Origin of the sequence: Allomesorhizobium aridi, from assembly GCF_043769475.1 — a bacterium.
Lineage (GTDB): Bacteria > Pseudomonadota > Alphaproteobacteria > Rhizobiales > Rhizobiaceae > Allomesorhizobium.
In genome coordinates this window covers 2,053,314-2,068,141 of record NZ_CP171729.1, presented here as the reverse complement: position 1 = coordinate 2,068,141, position 14,828 = coordinate 2,053,314, and the positions used below count along the sequence as shown (strand labels likewise).

Sequence of the window (14,828 nt, the reverse complement as noted above, 5' to 3'; positions counted from 1 at the left end):
CTAATTCCCACACATAGAGCGTGTGGTTAGCATGAAAACAAGGGCGCCAAAATTGCAAGGCTGATGCACGGATTCTTGTTCACCCTTGATCTTTGGCCAGCCGGACGCCAACTAACCAATTGTTGGGCCGGGGCTGAATTCCGTGCTGAACTTTCCGTAGCCATTCGGCGTATAGGCGGATCGGTTCGCGGCCGTTAATATGAGATCTGCGGTGGGCCAAAGCGCGGCCGCGACATGAAAGGTTGGACAATGGCCAAATTACTCCGGTCTTCCGGCAACGGTGTCTACGCGGTCCTCCCGCTGCGCGACATCGTCGTGTTTCCGCACATGATCGTGCCGCTCTTCGTGGGCCGCGAAAAATCGATCAAGGCGCTGGAAGATGTGATGGGCGGCGAGAAGCAGATTCTTCTCGCGACCCAGATGAACGCCGCCGATGACGATCCCGAATCCGATGCGATCTACGACATCGGCACGCTCGCCAACGTGCTGCAGCTTCTGAAGCTGCCGGACGGCACCGTGAAGGTGCTGGTCGAGGGCACCGCGCGCGCGCAGATCGCGTCGTTCACTGAGCGCGTCGATTTCCATGAGGCGAAAGCCGTCGTGCTTGCCGAACCTGACGAGGAAGAGGTCGAGGTAGAGGCGCTTGCCCGCTCAGTGGTTTCCGACTTCGAGAACTACGTCAAGCTGAACAAGAAGATCTCGCCCGAGGTGGTTGGCGCCGCCAGCCAGATCGACGACTATTCCAAGCTCGCCGATACGGTCGCCTCCCACCTTGCGATCAAGATCACCGAAAAGCAGGAAATGCTCGGCACGCTCTCGGTCCGCGAACGGCTCGAGAAGGCCATGGGCTTCATGGAAGCCGAGATCTCCGTGCTGCAGGTGGAAAAGCGCATCCGCTCGCGCGTCAAGCGCCAGATGGAGAAGACGCAGCGCGAGTATTACCTCAACGAGCAGATGAAGGCGATCCAGAAGGAACTCGGTGAGGGCGAGGACGGCCGCGACGAGGCCGCCGAGATCGAGGCGCGCATCAAGAAGACCAAGCTCTCCAAGGAAGCCCGCGAGAAGGCGGAAGCCGAACTGAAGAAGCTCAAGTCGATGTCGCCGATGTCGGCGGAATCGACGGTCGTGCGCAACTATCTCGACTGGATCCTGTCGCTGCCGTGGAGCAAGCACTCCAAGGTCAAGCAGGACCTCGGCTTTGCCCAGGAAGTGCTCGACACCGATCATTTCGGGCTCGACAAGGTCAAGGACCGCATCGTCGAATATCTCGCCGTGCAGAGCCGCCAGAAGAAGCTGAAAGGCCCAATCCTGTGCCTCGTCGGCCCTCCCGGCGTCGGCAAGACCTCGCTCGGCAAGTCGATCGCGAAGGCGACCGGCCGCGAGTTCATCCGCATGGCGCTCGGCGGCGTGCGTGACGAGGCCGAAATCCGCGGACACCGCCGCACCTATATCGGCTCGATGCCCGGCAAGGTCATCCAGTCGATGAAGAAGGCGAAGAAATCTAATCCGCTCTTCCTGCTCGACGAGATCGACAAGATGGGCCAGGATTTCCGCGGTGATCCGTCTTCGGCCCTGCTCGAAGTGCTCGATCCGGAACAGAACTCGACGTTCATGGACCACTACCTCGAGGTCGAGTACGACCTGTCGAGCGTGATGTTCGTGACGACGGCCAATACGCTGAACATCCCTGCGCCCCTGATGGACCGCATGGAGATCATCCGTATCGCCGGCTACACCGAGGACGAGAAAGTCGAGATCGCCAAGCGGCATTTGATGCCCAAGGTGGTGCGCGACCATGCACTGCAGCCGAAGGAGTTCTCCGTCGGCGACGACGCCATCCGCGGCATTATCCAGACCTACACCCGCGAGGCGGGCGTGCGCAGCCTGGAGCGCGAGCTGATGAAGCTCGGGCGCAAGGCGGTGACCGAGATCATCAAGACGAAGAAGGAATCAGTGAAGATCACCGCCGACAACCTCTCCGACTATCTCGGCGTACCGCGCTTCCGCTTCGGCCAGGTCGAGGCCGACGATCAGGTCGGCGTGGTCACCGGGCTTGCCTGGACGGAAGTGGGCGGCGAGTTGCTGACCATCGAAGGCGTCATGATGCCCGGCAAGGGCAAGATGACGGTCACCGGCAACCTGAAGGAGGTGATGAAGGAATCGATCTCCGCGGCGGCGTCCTACGTCCGCTCGAGAGCGATCGACTTCGGCGTCGAGCCGCCTCTGTTCGACAAGCGCGACATTCATGTGCATGTGCCGGAAGGCGCCACGCCCAAGGATGGTCCGTCGGCGGGCGTCGCCATGGCGACTTCGATCGTCTCGATCCTGACCGGTATTCCGGTCCGGGCCGATGTGGCGATGACCGGCGAGATCACGCTGCGCGGCCGAGTGCTGCCGATCGGCGGCCTCAAGGAAAAGCTTCTCGCCGCTCTCAGGGGCGGCATCAAGAAGGTGCTGATCCCCGAGGACAACGCCAAGGACCTGGCCGAGATACCCGACAATGTGAAGAGCGGAATGGAAATCATTCCAGTCTCGCGGGTCGGCGAAGTGCTGCGCCACGCGCTGGTCAGGATGCCGGAGCCGATCGAATGGACCGAGCCTACCGGCCCGGTGGCGACGCCGCCGGAAGCTGTCGACGAGGCAGGAAAGACGCTCGCGCATTGACCTGAAACCGTCGATTGTGCAATGCAACCAAGGAGCCGGGCCTCGCGCCCGGCTTTTTGATGTGAAAAAGCGCGGAATTCCGCGCTTTTTCTTGCTTTGGGGCGATATTCCGGCTTGGTTGGAGGAACGGTTCTTTCTAAAGTCCGTTTCCTGCCGGTCGAGTCGTTTGTCCCGGTTTTCTCATGGAAGGAAATTTTTATGAACAAGAACGAATTAGTGTCTGCGGTCGCCGAGTCGGCAAATCTTTCCAAGGGCGACGCGCAGTCCGCCGTTGAAGCGGTGTTTTCCGTGATCACCGGCGAACTCAAGAAGGGCGGCGATGTCCGCCTCGTCGGCTTCGGAAATTTCACCGTGTCACAACGCGCCGCTTCGACCGGTCGCAATCCGCAGACCGGCGCCGAAGTGAAGATTCCCGCCCGCACCGTGCCGAAATTCTCGGCCGGCAAGGGCCTCAAGGACGCCGTCAACTGATATCATTGCGATCAAGTTGCAGTCCGAAAAGCCGGGTCCGCCCGGCTTTTCTTTTTTGGCCCTAGCGTCGCCAGCTAGATTCCGAGCATCTTCTTTGCTTCGCCGAGCGCTGCCTCCGAACCGGCATGGTCGCCGGAATTGTGCAGGTCTTCGCCCTGCTTGCGCAATTCCTTGACCTTGGTCATGTCCGCTTCCGAAAGAGAGGCAGTCGACAAGGCCGCGTCGATTGCGGCCATTTGCGTCGGACAGGAATTGGCGAACGCGCTCGCCGGCGCGCTCGCCAGCAGAAGAGCAAGCGAAATGGAACGTAGCATCTTAATTCTCCCTGCAGGGTTGCGAGTGCAAGACCAGCCCATCAGGATATGCCGAAGGCCGGCCCGCCTCAGATAAACGGCATGGCGACGTTTTTATTCCCGGGCGCCGGAGACGTTTTCCATCCTGCTGCCTTTTTCCAACTCACGCCGACGGTAAGGGTGGACGACGACGTCGCGTGCTGCATTCAGCGGAGTTCGTCGCTTCAAGAGGCCCGGCCAAAGACGGTCCTGATCCGCGGAATAGTGCGGGCTGACCGGGCTAAGCCTCGCGGCCGCCCGCGTGCCCGGCGGGCGCTGCCAGGGAACGGAGCAGTCGTCCGTTCCAGGCTGACTACCGAGCCGATGTGAGGGTCAGCAGTCGGCTATGAAGCGGCGGCCGTAGCGGTCGCGGTAATAGCATTTGCCGGGCTCGGTGGCGTTGCCGATCAGCGCGCCGGCAACCGCGCCGACGCCGCCGCCGACAATCGCTCCGCCGGCATCGCCGCTCGCGGCGCCGCCGATTATTGCTCCGGTCGCTCCGCCCAGCACGGCGCCCTTTTCGGTCTGGCTGCAGGCGCTCAGCGCGGCCATGGCGGCCACGGCAATCAACATTCTACGCATATCGGTGCTCCCACTCTGAAGGTCGGCGACATCTAACAACATCGTAGAAGGCCGATTGTTCCGGCGGGTTGAGGACGGGTGCGCCGGATACTCGCGAAAGGAGCCGTGGCGGGATGCGAGCCGGAGTTGGATCGACGCTAACGTCCTCTCCAGAGTCGGCTTCGGAACACGGCGACTGCCCATGGCCTGATGCAATCGCTGGGCAGTCGCAGTTGCGCCGATCTTTGGGGGAAATGCATCCGGCAGGCGGCGGACCGCCTGCCGGATGGCGGAACCTATGCCGACAAGCTCTTGGCGATCGGCAGCTTGCGGATCGTCTTGCCGGTCGCGGCGCGCAAGGCGTTGGCGACGGCCGGTCCGATCGGCGGCACGCCGGGTTCGCCAACGCCCGTCGGCGGCTCGTCGGAGGGCACGATATGGACCTCGACCTTAGGCATCTGGTCGATGCGGAGCGGTGTGTAGGTGTCGTAGTTCTCCTGGTCGACCACGCCTGCGGTCAGCGTCAATTCCTCCTGAAGGATAGCGCCGAGGCCGAAGCCGATGCCGCCTTCCATCTGGGCGCGGATCTGGTCGGGATTGATCGCGATGCCGCAATCGACCGCGCAGACGACGCGGTCGACGGTGAAATCGCTGCCGCCCCTGAAGGTGATCTCGACCACTTCCGCCACGAAGGTGTGGAAGCTCTCGTGCAGCGCCACGCCGCGGAAGCGGCCTTCCGGCAGCGGTTTTTCCCACTCGGCCTTCTCCGCCGCGAGCCGAAGCACAGCGGCGTGCCGCGGGTGGTTTTCGAGCATGGACAGGCGGAACTCGACCGGGTCGCGCTTTGCAGCCGCGGCGAGTTCGTCGATGAAGGTCTCCATCACATAGGCCGTGTGGGTGGAGCCGACCGAACGCCACCAGAGGACCGGAACACCGACCTCGGTGGTGGTGAGGTCGATCTTCAGGTTAGGCACGGCGTAGGGCAGGTTGGAGGCGCCCTCGACCGATGTGGGGTCGACGCCGTCCTTGATCATAGCGGCGAAGGGCGAGCCGGCCGCTATGGACTGACCGACGATGTGGTCGGAGAGCGCGACGACCTTGCCGTCCTTGTCGAGACCGGCCTTGACCACGTGGACGTAGGCCGGCCGGTAACGGCCGCCGCGCATGTCGTTCTCGCGCGTCCACTGCACCTTGACCGGCTTGCCGGGGCCGAGCGCCTTGGCCACGGCGACCGCCTCGACGACGAGGTCGCCGTCGGACACCGCGCGGCGGCCGAAACTGCCGCCGGTCTTCATGACATGCAGCTTGACCTTGTCTGGCGTGGTCCCGCCGACCTCCGCAGCGATTGCCTGGTAGAGGTCGGGAATCTGGTGGCCGCCCCATACCTCGACCGTCCCGTCCTCGCCGATCAGCGCGATGGCGTTGAGCGGCTCAAGCGAGGCGTGGGCGAGATAGGGGAACTCGTAGCGGCCTTCGACGACCTGGCCGGCGCTCGAAAGCGCTGCGGCCGCGTCGCCGTCATTGCGCGCCGTGGCCTTGGCGGGGCCGTCGGCGAGCTTGTTGTATTCCGCCATGATCTCGGCGGAGCCGCGCTGCTCGGCCCTGGCCTCGTCCCACTCGACCGTAACCAGGTCGCGGCCCTTCAGCGCCGCCCACATGTTCTGGCCGACGACGGCAACGCCGCGCGGCATCTGGACGACATCGACGACGCCGTCCAGCGCCTTCGCCTTGGCCGCGTCGAAGCTTTTCACCGCCGCGCCGAATTTGGGCGGGTGGATCATGACGGCCGTCAGCAGGCCGTCGAGCTTGACGTCGATCGTGTAGGTTTCGCTGCCGTTGGCCTTGCCGGCGGAATCGTAGCGCTTGAGCCCCTCGGATCCGATCTGCGTCCACTTCTCGCGCGGCTTCAGCGGCACGTCTTCCGGCATCGGCATCGTTGCGGCGGCCGCCGCAAGCTCGCCGAAACTGGCCTTTGCGCCGGACGGATGGGAGACCATGCCCGAGGCGACTGCGATCTCGCCGGCCGGCACGTTCCAGGCCTTGGCAGCAGCCGCCACGATCATTGCGCGGCCCATCGCGCCGGCCTTGCGGTAACGCTCCCAGGAGGAGGTCATCGACGTCGAGCCGCCGGTTCCCTGCGCGGCCCCGCCCCAGGCGAGATTGCCGTAGAGGGCCGGGTTGCCCGAGGCGCCGATCACCTGGACCTGACCCCAGTCGCCGTCGAGTTCCTCCATGACAAGCGTTGCGATGCCGAAATAGGAGCCTTGCCCCATCTCGAACTGCGAGGAGTGGATGAGGATGCGGTTTTCCGGCGTGATCTCGACATAGGCCTGGAACGGGTTGGCCGGAGCCTGGGCCGGGGCTGACTGTGCGGAGGCCTGGCCTGCCACGACCAGCCGGTAGCCGACCACCAGGCCGGCGGCCGATGCGACGCCCATGAGGAACTGGCGGCGGGAGGGCCGCGCCGTTGTCAATTCGATGCGATGCGGCAGCATGATCATGCCTCCAGTCGGTTGGCGGCTTCGTGGATAGCCGTGCGGATGCGGTGGTAGGTCGCGCAGCGGCATAGATTGCCGCTCATCGCCGAGTTGATGTCGTCGTCGGTGGGTTTCGGCGTCTCCGACAGGAGTGCTGCGGCCGACATGATCTGCCCGGACTGGCAGTAGCCGCATTGCGGCACGTCAAACTCGGCCCAGACCGTCTGGAGCGTCTCGCCGACCTTGCCCGACAGGCCTTCGATGGTGATGACGGCAGCGCCTTCCACGTCGCCGAGGCTGGTCTGGCAAGAGCGCGTCGGCGCGCCGTCGATGTGGACCGTGCAGGCGCCGCATTGCGCCATGCCACAGCCGAATTTTGTGCCGGTCAGCCCGGCGATGTCCCGGATCGCCCAGAGCAGTGGCATTTCGGGATCGGCGTCGAGCGTCCGCGCCTCGCCGTTGAGAGTAAAAGCAACCATCGTCATGGTCTCCTTTGCTGGGGAAGGGTAATTTTGGGGGAGGGCAATGTCGTTGGGGAAGAGTGATGTTGGGGAGGAGTGAAGTTTGCCTCGGCGGCGGGGGGCGCATCGCCATGGACAAGGTCAGCCTAGAACCGCGGGTGCAGTGCAGCAAGACTGCAAACGGCCGGCTCGCGACATCGTGATGCGGCGGCCGAGATCACAAGAGGGGTCGCGAACAAACCCGGGGAAGGGATGGTGGGCGATGCAGGGATTGAACCTGCGACCCCACCCGTGTGAAGGGTGTGCTCTCCCGCTGAGCTAATCGCCCGCCGGGGACAAAACCCCGGAACAGGCGGCGATATAAGGGAGGGGCAAGGCGGAAGTCAATCGCCGCCGTAACGGAATTGTCGGAGCGGCGCGATTGCCCGGCCGAGCCGGCAAACAGGTCAGGCGCTGGCCGTCTCGATCAGGCGCGCGGCGAGTTCGTCGGTCAGCTCGTCGAAATGCGAGATGATGATGGACGGCTCGAATTCCCGGACATGGCGGTCGGTATAGCCGAAATCGACGGCCACCACCGGGATGCCGGCGGCCTTTGCCGTGTCGATGTCGGTTCGCGAATCGCCGACCATTACCGCCCGGCCGCGGTCGCCGGTTGCCTTGGCGATGGTTTCGAAGAGATGGCGCGGGTCGGGCTTGCGGAACGCGAATGTGTCGGCCCCGCAGATCGCCGCGAAACGGTGCGACATGCCGAGCGCGCCGATCAGCTTGCGCGAGAACGCTTCGGTCTTGTTGGTGCAGATGGCGAACATGTATCCGGCGCTTTCGAGACGGTCGAGCGCTGTAAGCACGCCGGGGTAGGGGCGCGATTTTCCAGGGATGCCGGCGCCGTAGTGCTCGAGGAACAGCGCGAACAGGCGGTCGTGCTCGTCGATCGTCAGCGCCTTTCGCTGCGCGGCATAGGCGCGTTCGATCATGACGCGGCCGCCATGGCCGACATATTGGGTGAAGCCGGCGGTGTCTGTGTGGGCGACGCCGCCGGCGCCCAGGCAATGATTGAGGCTGTCGAGCAGATCGGGCGCCGTGTCGACCAGTGTCCCGTCGAGGTCGAACACGATGATGGGTCTGTTCATGAATGCCCCGGGAATCAAGTATATGGATGAAGGCCTAGCTTGCGCGCCGCCGCGGCGCAACCCGCCGCCGGCCCTGGCACAAAAGCTTTGCCCTGCAGGGCAAAGATGATAGGAGCGCCCGACGCAAAACGAGGCGGCGAAACCGGCATGGATGCAAGGGCGTTGAAGATCGAGGCCGCGCGCGAGGCTCTCGGCCACGTGACGGACGGGATGCGGCTCGGCATCGGCACCGGCTCGACCGCCGAGGAATTCGTGCGCCTGCTCGCCGAGAAAGTCGCGGCCGGCATGAGGATCGTCGGCGTGCCGACGTCAGAACGCACGGCGGCGCTCTGCCGCGAACTCGGCGTTCCGCTGTCGACGCTCGACGAGACGCCCGAACTCGACCTGACCATCGACGGCGCCGACGAGGTAGACTTCGAGCTTTCGCTGATCAAGGGCGGGGGCGGGGCGCTTTTGCGCGAGAAGATCGTGGCCGCGGCCTCCGCGCGCATGATCGTGATCGCTGACGAATCGAAGCTGGTGGAGACGCTGGGGCGGTTTCCGCTGCCGATCGAGGTGAACAGATTCGGCCTCGGCGCGACCCGGCTGGCGATCGCCCGCGCGGCCGAAAGGGCCGGGCTTTCCGGGCCGCTGACATTGAGGATGACGAACGGCGCGCCGTTTGTTACAGACGGCGGGCATTTTATCCTCGACGCATCTTTTGGCCGCATTCCCGATCCAAGAGCGCTATCAAATGGTCTTCATGCCGTTCCTGGCGTCGTCGAGCATGGCCTGTTCCTGGGCCTGGCGGACGCCGCGATCATTGCCGGCGCCGACGGCATCAGGACGGTTCGCTAAACAGGAGTTTTATCTATCATGACGCTGGTCAACCGCGTTCGTCGTCTTTCCGCAGCACTGGCGGTCATTGCATTCACCGCCTCTCCGGCCTTCGCGCAGGACATTTCCGAGGCTCATCTCAAGGCGGCCCGCGAGGCCGTCGATGCGATCAACGCCACCGACATGTTCGACGGCATCCTTCCGGCCGCGGCCAGGGCGCTCAAGCAGTCCCTGATCGAGAAGAACCCGGACCTGCAGGACCTCATCACCTCGACGACCGACCAGAAGGCGCTGGAAATGGCGAGCCGGCGCGCCGACCTCGAAAAGGAGGCCGCACTTGCCTATGCGCGGGTGTTTTCGGCGGAGGATCTGAATAACATCGCCACCTTCTACAATTCGCCGACAGGTAAGAAGCTTCTGGCCGACGGCCCGATCGTCACCCGCGAGGTGACCAAGGCCGCCGATATCTGGCAGCGCGGCATCGTCCGCGATCTCGCCCAGGTGGTCGGTGTGTCGCTCAAGGAAACGATGGACAGCCGCGCGAAGGCCGCGCCGGCCCCGGTGGAAGGCGCCGCGCCCGAAGGCGAAGCGCCAGCGCCCGAAGGCGAAGCGCCCGCGGCGAACTGAGCGCATCCGGCGACGAAAGAAAAGCCCGGCTGATGCCGGGCTTTTCTTTTGCCCGGCTGCCCTCCGCGTGGACCGCCTAGCGCCCCATCGAACAGAACTGTTTCCAGATGGGAAGATCATGGTCTAACAGAGAGGCGAAGGGGACGATCGAATGGCCCAATACGACTACGATCTTTTCGTCATCGGCGGCGGCTCAGGCGGCGTGCGCGCGGCGCGCGTTTCGGCCGGGTTAGGCAAGCGCGTCGGGATCGCCGAGGAATACCGCTTCGGCGGAACCTGCGTCATTCGCGGCTGCGTGCCGAAGAAGCTGTTCGTTTACGCCTCGCAATTTCCCGAGCATTTCGAGGATGCCGCCGGCTACGGCTGGACCGTCCAGCCGGCCACCTTCGACTGGCGCAAGCTCGTCGCCAACAAGGACCGCGAAATAGCGCGGCTCGAAGGCCTCTACCGCCTGGGCGTCGAGAATGCCGGCGGACAGACGTTCCAGACCAGGGCGGTGCTGGTCGACAGGCATACGATATTGCTTGAAAGCGAGAACCGGACGGTGACCGCCGACCAGATCCTGATCGCGACAGGCGGCAGGCCGAATCCGCATCTGGCGCTGCCCGGCCACGAGCATTGCATCTTCTCCAACGAGGCGTTCGACCTGCCCGAACTGCCGAAGGCGATCGTGATCGCCGGCGGCGGCTACATCGCGGTAGAGTTCGCCAACATCTTCCACGGCCTCGGCGTTCACACCACGCTGATCTATCGCGGCAAGGAAATACTCGGCCGCTTCGACATGGATTTGCGGCGCATGCTGCATGAAACCATGGAGAAGAAAGGCATCCGCATCATCTGCCACGAGATATTCAGCGCGATCGAGAGGCGCGCCGACGGGCGGCTCGATGCTTATCTGCAGGGCGGCGAGGTGATCGTCGCCGACCAGGTGATGCTGGCGCTCGGCCGCATCCCCAACACCGAGGATCTCGGCCTGGAGAATGCCGGCGTCGAAAGGGGCAAGGTCGGCTCGATACTGGTCGACGACTATTCGCGCACGAATGTCGGCAACATCTGGGCGATCGGCGACGTCACCAACCGCGTGCAGCTGACGCCGGTGGCGATCCACGAGGCGATGTGCTTCGTGGAGACGGCGTTCAGGAACAACCCGGTCGCGCCCGACCATGACTGCGTCGCCACGGCGGTTTTCTCGCAGCCCGAGATCGGCACCGTCGGCCTGTCGGAGGACGAGGCGGCGAGGCGGTTCCACAGTATCGAGGTCTATCGCGCGACCTTCCGGCCGTTGCGGCACACCATGTCGGGCCGTGACGAAAGAATGCTGATGAAGCTGATCGTCGACGCGCAGACACGGCTGGTGCTGGGCGCTCATATCCTCGGCCCGGACGCCGGCGAAATGGCGCAGCTTCTCGGCATCTCGCTCAAGGCCGGCCTGACCAAGGACGATTTCGACCGCACTATGGCGGTGCATCCGACTGCCGCCGAGGAACTGGTGACGATGTACAAGCCGAGCTATCTGGTGAAGAACGGCGAGCGCGTAGGGTAGGCGGCGCACCGCCGCATGGCCTGGACGAGCGCAATTCGGCGTTCACCCGCAAGTTTCAGATGTAACCGGATTTCTCCCCTCTGAAATCATCGCGCAACGGCGCGGCGGGACATTCGCACCTCGATGACACCGAACGCGCCGGGCGTCCGGCCGAGGAGGATGCAATGAATGCGCCGAAACTGAACTCAAGAACCCGCCACCAAGCCGGCCGTCCGCGACGGGCCGCGCCTTGGATCACTGAATTCGAGCGGGTCTTCGTTGCCGGAGCGACCGGAATCCGCGGCGGGGAAATGTCGGCGTTGCGGCGCCGGAACTATCGGCGATCCCTGCCGACGCGGCATATGTGAAGGACGCACAGACACCAGAACCGCAGGAGATTGAAATGGGCGCTCCCTCACCGGAACTTTGCAATCTGTGGCTTGCGCGCGCCTTCAACGCGCAGGACGTCGAAGCCGCCGCAGCCATGTACCACCCGGACGCATCGATCGTTCAGGTCGACAAGGTGCATGGCGGCAGCAGGACAGCCCGCGGCGCCGACGCCATCCGCGAGACGATGGCGGCCTATATCGGGATGAAGCCGCATATGGATGTGGTCACCCATCACACGACCGTCGCCGGCGACTTCGCGATGACCCGCTCGCAGTGGCTCATCAAGGGCGAGGACAGCGACGGCAATCCGACGGAGGTGCACCATCACGGCATGGAAGTGCACCGGAAACTGGCGGACGGCAGCTGGGTGTTCTTCATCGACCATCCCTTCGGCGCCGATCCCGACTGGGCGGTCAGAGCGCCGCCGGTGACGGAGTAGCAGCAGCGCTTTGGGTTTGGCGTGACGGCTGCGCCGAAGCCGCGAACAGTAAATCCTGCTCCGCTCCGCCGCAATCATCACCTGCCGTGGCCGCTAGGCGGGCGACATTGCGCGATGCCGAAATGCCGCTTCGATTTCCGCCTGATTACGGGGTAGAATAGAGTCCGGCTTCCTGTATAGAGCCGCGTTCCCGAAAAGCGGGGCAATTGCGAGGGCGAGGACGCCTTCGCCGAAACGAGCGTTTGGACACGGCAATGACGAAATGGTCCCCGAATTCCTGGAGAGCGAAACCGATTCAGCAGGTTCCGGCCTATCCGGATCAGGCTGCGCTTGCCGAAACCGAGGCCCGTCTCGCCACCTTTCCGCCGCTGGTTTTTGCAGGTGAGGCGCGCAAGCTGAAGAAGCAGCTTGCATCCGTCGCTGCCGGTGACGCATTCCTTCTCCAGGGCGGAGACTGCGCCGAGAGCTTCGCCGAGCACGGCGCCGACAACATCCGCGACTTCTTCCGCGTGTTCCTGCAGATGTCGGTGGTGCTGACCTTCGCCGGCTCGCAGCCGGTGGTGAAGGTCGGGCGCATCGCCGGCCAGTTCGCCAAGCCGCGTTCGTCGGAATTCGAGACCAAGGACGGCGTCTCGCTGCTCACCTATCGCGGCGACATCGTCAACGGCACCGCGTTCGACGAGAAGTCGCGCGCGCCCGACCCGGCCCGCCAGGAAATGGCGTACCGTCAGTCGGCGGCGACGCTGAACCTTCTGCGCGCTTTCGCGCAGGGCGGCTACGCCAGCCTCGAAAACGTCCACCGCTGGATGCTGGGCTTCGTCGCCGACAGCCCGCAGGGCGAACGCTACGAGGCGCTGGCCAACCGCATCACCGAGACGATGGATTTCATGAGCGCGGTCGGCATCACCTCGGAGACCAATTACGCGCTGCGCGAGACCGATTTCTACACCAGCCACGAGGCGCTGCTGCTCGGCTACGAGGAGGCGCTGACCCGCGTCGATTCCACCTCCGGCGACTGGTACGCGACTTCGGGCCACATGATCTGGATCGGCGACCGCACTCGCCAGCCGGACCATGCGCATATCGAGTACTGCCGCGGCATCAAGAACCCGCTCGGCCTGAAATGCGGCCCGTCGCTGACCGCAGACGGCTTGCTTGAGCTCATCGACCTTCTCAATCCCGAGAACGAGCCGGGTCGGCTGACGCTGATTGCGCGCTTCGGGGCGGACAAGGTGGGCGAGCATCTGCCGAGACTCATCCGCGCGGTGAAGAAGGAAGGCCGCAACGTCGTATGGTCGTGCGATCCCATGCACGGCAACACGATCACGGCCGCCGGCTACAAGACGCGGCCGTTCGACCGCATCCTGCGCGAGGTGCAGAGTTTCTTCGAGGTGCACCGCGCCGAAGGTACGCATCCGGGCGGCATCCACGTCGAGATGACCGGCAACAACGTTACCGAATGCACGGGCGGCGCGCGCGCCATCACGGCGGAGGAGTTGCAGGATCGCTACCACACCCATTGCGATCCGCGGCTCAATGCCGACCAGGCGATCGAACTGGCGTTCCTGGTCTCGGAACTGCTCAAGAAGAGCGCCGGCGCGACCCAGAAGAAGGTCGTCAACGGATAAATTCGGACACGCACGCGCTGGAGCCGGCTGCGCTGCCCTCAGTCCTTCCGGTAGAGCAGCCAGCTCTTCAAGGGACGATCGGGCGTCGCGGAAAACTTGGTGATGCGGTTGCGGCCGTTGACCTTTGACCGGTAGAGCGCCCTGTCGGCCTTGGCGTAGAGGTCGTCGGCGCTCTCGGCGTCCGACGCCATGCAGATGCCCATCGAGATGGTGATCGGGCCGTAGTCGAGGCCGGTTTCGCCTGAAAATCGCGTCTGCTCGATCAGGAGGCGAATGCGCTCGGCTATCTCGAATGTCGCCTGCTCGCTCGCGCCGTCGACGATCAGCGCGAACTCCTCGCCGCCGGTGCGGGCGACGAACATGTCCTGCCTGATGCTGGTCTTCAATATGTCGGCGATCATCTGGATGATCTTGTCGCCGACCGGATGGCCGTAGCGGTCGTTGATCTCCTTGAAGCGGTCTATGTCGGCAAGGATGAGCGCGTTGAACAATATTCCCTTGCTGCTGCTGTAGATCCGGGCGATGCGCGTGTCGAAGGCGCGGCGGTTCCAGATATGGGTCAGCGGATCGGTGTCGGCGAGCTTCTTGTATTCCTCGAGCTTCGACTTCACGCTTTCCAGCTCGGCCGATTTTTCACGCAGCGCGCTTGCCACCTGCCTGCCATGGTCGATCGTCGAATTCGTCGCCACCGACATGGCGCCGACCACTTTCTGCAGGAGTTCCCGTGTGACCATGGAGCGGTTGCTCAGGCCGTCGGACGTCTCGCCGAGAATCTGTCCGTACTTTTCGATATGGCTGCGCTCGTTGCGCAGGATGCCGGCTATGTCTTCCAGTTCCTTGGCGATCACTTTACGCGCCTGTGCGACGATGTCCTGATCGTGGTTCTGGGCGAAATATTTGCGGCCGATGCGGTCGAGCTCATCCTGTGACGGCCGGTTGCCGAGGCCGACCACTTCGAGGCTGAGATTGTGGTTGGACCCTGTCAGCGCCTCGTAGAAGATCTCGTAGTTGCGAGGCAGGCCAACGACGCCCATCTGCCGCATCGTCGTGACGACGCCGGTGACGATGTCGTTGTGGGCATCCAGGGTCGGGGCGGCGGCAGGCTGCATGTCGGCTTCACTTACCCCTTGCGACCACCAAAACCGGCGTCGCCAAAAGGCGCGCCGACGCAGATCGTTACCGTTCGGGGTCGCTCAGTCTTCGGTGCCGGCAAAAAACGCGCCCCCGATCAGCGCTTCTGCCGCGAACTACTTACATGCATTTGCGCTAAAGTTTCCTTAATTGTGAAGCAAACGGCGGCGAGCTGCCCG

Annotated in this window: 13 protein-coding genes and 1 tRNA gene; 7 read left to right on the top strand and 7 right to left on the bottom strand. The window is 64.0% G+C overall.

The genetic code is table 11. The features are described 5' to 3' along the window. The first annotated feature begins 249 nt into the window (after window positions 1-249). The gene (gene lon / locus ACG873_RS12130; protein ID WP_394892015.1) at window positions 250-2,664 is read left to right on the top strand and encodes an endopeptidase La; all 2,415 of its coding nucleotides are present in this window, start codon (window positions 250-252) and stop codon (window positions 2,662-2,664) included. Between the two features lie 198 nt (window positions 2,665-2,862). Beyond that, a complete protein-coding gene (locus ACG873_RS12125; protein ID WP_008836638.1) occupies window positions 2,863-3,135 on the top strand; it encodes an HU family DNA-binding protein in 273 nt (90 codons plus the stop codon). A gap of 74 nt (window positions 3,136-3,209) precedes the next feature. On the opposite strand, the gene ACG873_RS12120 is transcribed toward ACG873_RS12125, so the two are convergent. The 6 genes from ACG873_RS12120 to ACG873_RS12095 all read right to left on the bottom strand — a co-directional run bounded on the left by ACG873_RS12120 (window position 3,210) and on the right by ACG873_RS12095 (window position 8,096). Beyond that, window positions 3,210-3,449 carry a hypothetical protein gene (locus ACG873_RS12120; RefSeq protein ID WP_394892014.1) on the bottom strand — a complete coding sequence of 80 codons (240 nt, stop codon included), beginning with the start codon at window positions 3,447-3,449 and terminating at the stop codon, window positions 3,210-3,212. Window positions 3,450-3,800: 351 nt separating this feature from the next. After that, window positions 3,801-4,049, bottom strand: a complete 249-nt coding sequence (locus tag ACG873_RS12115) for a glycine zipper domain-containing protein (RefSeq protein ID WP_394892013.1) — start codon at window positions 4,047-4,049, stop codon at window positions 3,801-3,803. A gap of 275 nt (window positions 4,050-4,324) precedes the next feature. Then, the gene (locus ACG873_RS12110) at window positions 4,325-6,523 is read right to left on the bottom strand and encodes a xanthine dehydrogenase family protein molybdopterin-binding subunit (RefSeq protein ID WP_394892012.1); all 2,199 of its coding nucleotides are present in this window, start codon (window positions 6,521-6,523) and stop codon (window positions 4,325-4,327) included. Window positions 6,524-6,525: 2 nt separating this feature from the next. Then, a complete protein-coding gene (locus tag ACG873_RS12105; protein WP_394892011.1) occupies window positions 6,526-6,984 on the bottom strand; it encodes a (2Fe-2S)-binding protein in 459 nt (152 codons plus the stop codon). Window positions 6,985-7,219: 235 nt separating this feature from the next. Continuing rightward, window positions 7,220-7,294, bottom strand: a tRNA-Val gene (locus ACG873_RS12100). Between the two features lie 118 nt (window positions 7,295-7,412). Further along, entirely contained in the window at window positions 7,413-8,096 is a 684-nt protein-coding gene (locus ACG873_RS12095) for a phosphoglycolate phosphatase (RefSeq protein ID WP_394892009.1), read from the bottom strand. Between the two features lie 147 nt (window positions 8,097-8,243). Between ACG873_RS12095 and rpiA the strand changes: the two genes are divergently transcribed. From rpiA to ACG873_RS12070, 5 genes are all read left to right on the top strand, one after another. Then, window positions 8,244-8,933 carry a ribose-5-phosphate isomerase RpiA gene (gene rpiA, locus ACG873_RS12090; RefSeq protein ID WP_394893470.1) on the top strand — a complete coding sequence of 230 codons (690 nt, stop codon included), beginning with the start codon at window positions 8,244-8,246 and terminating at the stop codon, window positions 8,931-8,933. A gap of 18 nt (window positions 8,934-8,951) precedes the next feature. Next, the gene (locus tag ACG873_RS12085) at window positions 8,952-9,539 is read left to right on the top strand and encodes a DUF2059 domain-containing protein (protein ID WP_394892008.1); all 588 of its coding nucleotides are present in this window, start codon (window positions 8,952-8,954) and stop codon (window positions 9,537-9,539) included. A 151-nt stretch (window positions 9,540-9,690) separates the two neighbouring features. Next, window positions 9,691-11,082, top strand: a complete 1,392-nt coding sequence (gor, locus tag ACG873_RS12080; RefSeq protein WP_394892006.1) for a glutathione-disulfide reductase — start codon at window positions 9,691-9,693, stop codon at window positions 11,080-11,082. A gap of 382 nt (window positions 11,083-11,464) precedes the next feature. Further along, the gene (locus tag ACG873_RS12075; protein WP_394892005.1) at window positions 11,465-11,890 is read left to right on the top strand and encodes a YybH family protein; all 426 of its coding nucleotides are present in this window, start codon (window positions 11,465-11,467) and stop codon (window positions 11,888-11,890) included. A gap of 254 nt (window positions 11,891-12,144) precedes the next feature. Continuing rightward, window positions 12,145-13,518 carry a class II 3-deoxy-7-phosphoheptulonate synthase gene (locus ACG873_RS12070; RefSeq protein ID WP_394892003.1) on the top strand — a complete coding sequence of 458 codons (1,374 nt, stop codon included), beginning with the start codon at window positions 12,145-12,147 and terminating at the stop codon, window positions 13,516-13,518. Between the two features lie 38 nt (window positions 13,519-13,556). Here the strand turns inward: ACG873_RS12070 and ACG873_RS12065 are convergent, their stop codons facing one another. Next, window positions 13,557-14,627 (bottom strand): GGDEF domain-containing protein, encoded by a 1,071-nt coding sequence (locus ACG873_RS12065; protein ID WP_394892002.1) that lies wholly within the window; start codon window positions 14,625-14,627, stop codon window positions 13,557-13,559. Window positions 14,628-14,828: the final 201 nt, after the last annotated feature.

Excerpts from the sequence above, each read along its gene's own strand:
- ACG873_RS12075 (WP_394892005.1), top strand. The coding sequence starts at position 11,465 with ATGGGCGCTCCCTCACCGGAACTTTGCAATCTGTGGCTTGCGCGCGCC.
- ACG873_RS12115 (WP_394892013.1), bottom strand. The coding sequence starts at position 4,049 with ATGCGTAGAATGTTGATTGCCGTGGCCGCCATGGCCGCGCTGAGCGCC.
- ACG873_RS12070 (WP_394892003.1), top strand. The coding sequence starts at position 12,145 with ATGACGAAATGGTCCCCGAATTCCTGGAGAGCGAAACCGATTCAGCAG.
- ACG873_RS12085 (WP_394892008.1), top strand. The coding sequence starts at position 8,952 with ATGACGCTGGTCAACCGCGTTCGTCGTCTTTCCGCAGCACTGGCGGTC.
- ACG873_RS12065 (WP_394892002.1), bottom strand. The coding sequence starts at position 14,627 with ATGCAGCCTGCCGCCGCCCCGACCCTGGATGCCCACAACGACATCGTC.
- gor (WP_394892006.1), top strand. The coding sequence starts at position 9,691 with ATGGCCCAATACGACTACGATCTTTTCGTCATCGGCGGCGGCTCAGGC.
- ACG873_RS12095 (WP_394892009.1), bottom strand. The coding sequence starts at position 8,096 with ATGAACAGACCCATCATCGTGTTCGACCTCGACGGGACACTGGTCGAC.
- rpiA (WP_394893470.1), top strand. The coding sequence starts at position 8,244 with ATGGATGCAAGGGCGTTGAAGATCGAGGCCGCGCGCGAGGCTCTCGGC.
- ACG873_RS12110 (WP_394892012.1), bottom strand. The coding sequence starts at position 6,523 with ATGCTGCCGCATCGCATCGAATTGACAACGGCGCGGCCCTCCCGCCGC.
- ACG873_RS12125 (WP_008836638.1), top strand. The coding sequence starts at position 2,863 with ATGAACAAGAACGAATTAGTGTCTGCGGTCGCCGAGTCGGCAAATCTT.
- lon (WP_394892015.1), top strand. The coding sequence starts at position 250 with ATGGCCAAATTACTCCGGTCTTCCGGCAACGGTGTCTACGCGGTCCTC.
- ACG873_RS12105 (WP_394892011.1), bottom strand. The coding sequence starts at position 6,984 with ATGGTTGCTTTTACTCTCAACGGCGAGGCGCGGACGCTCGACGCCGAT.
- ACG873_RS12120 (WP_394892014.1), bottom strand. The coding sequence starts at position 3,449 with ATGCTACGTTCCATTTCGCTTGCTCTTCTGCTGGCGAGCGCGCCGGCG.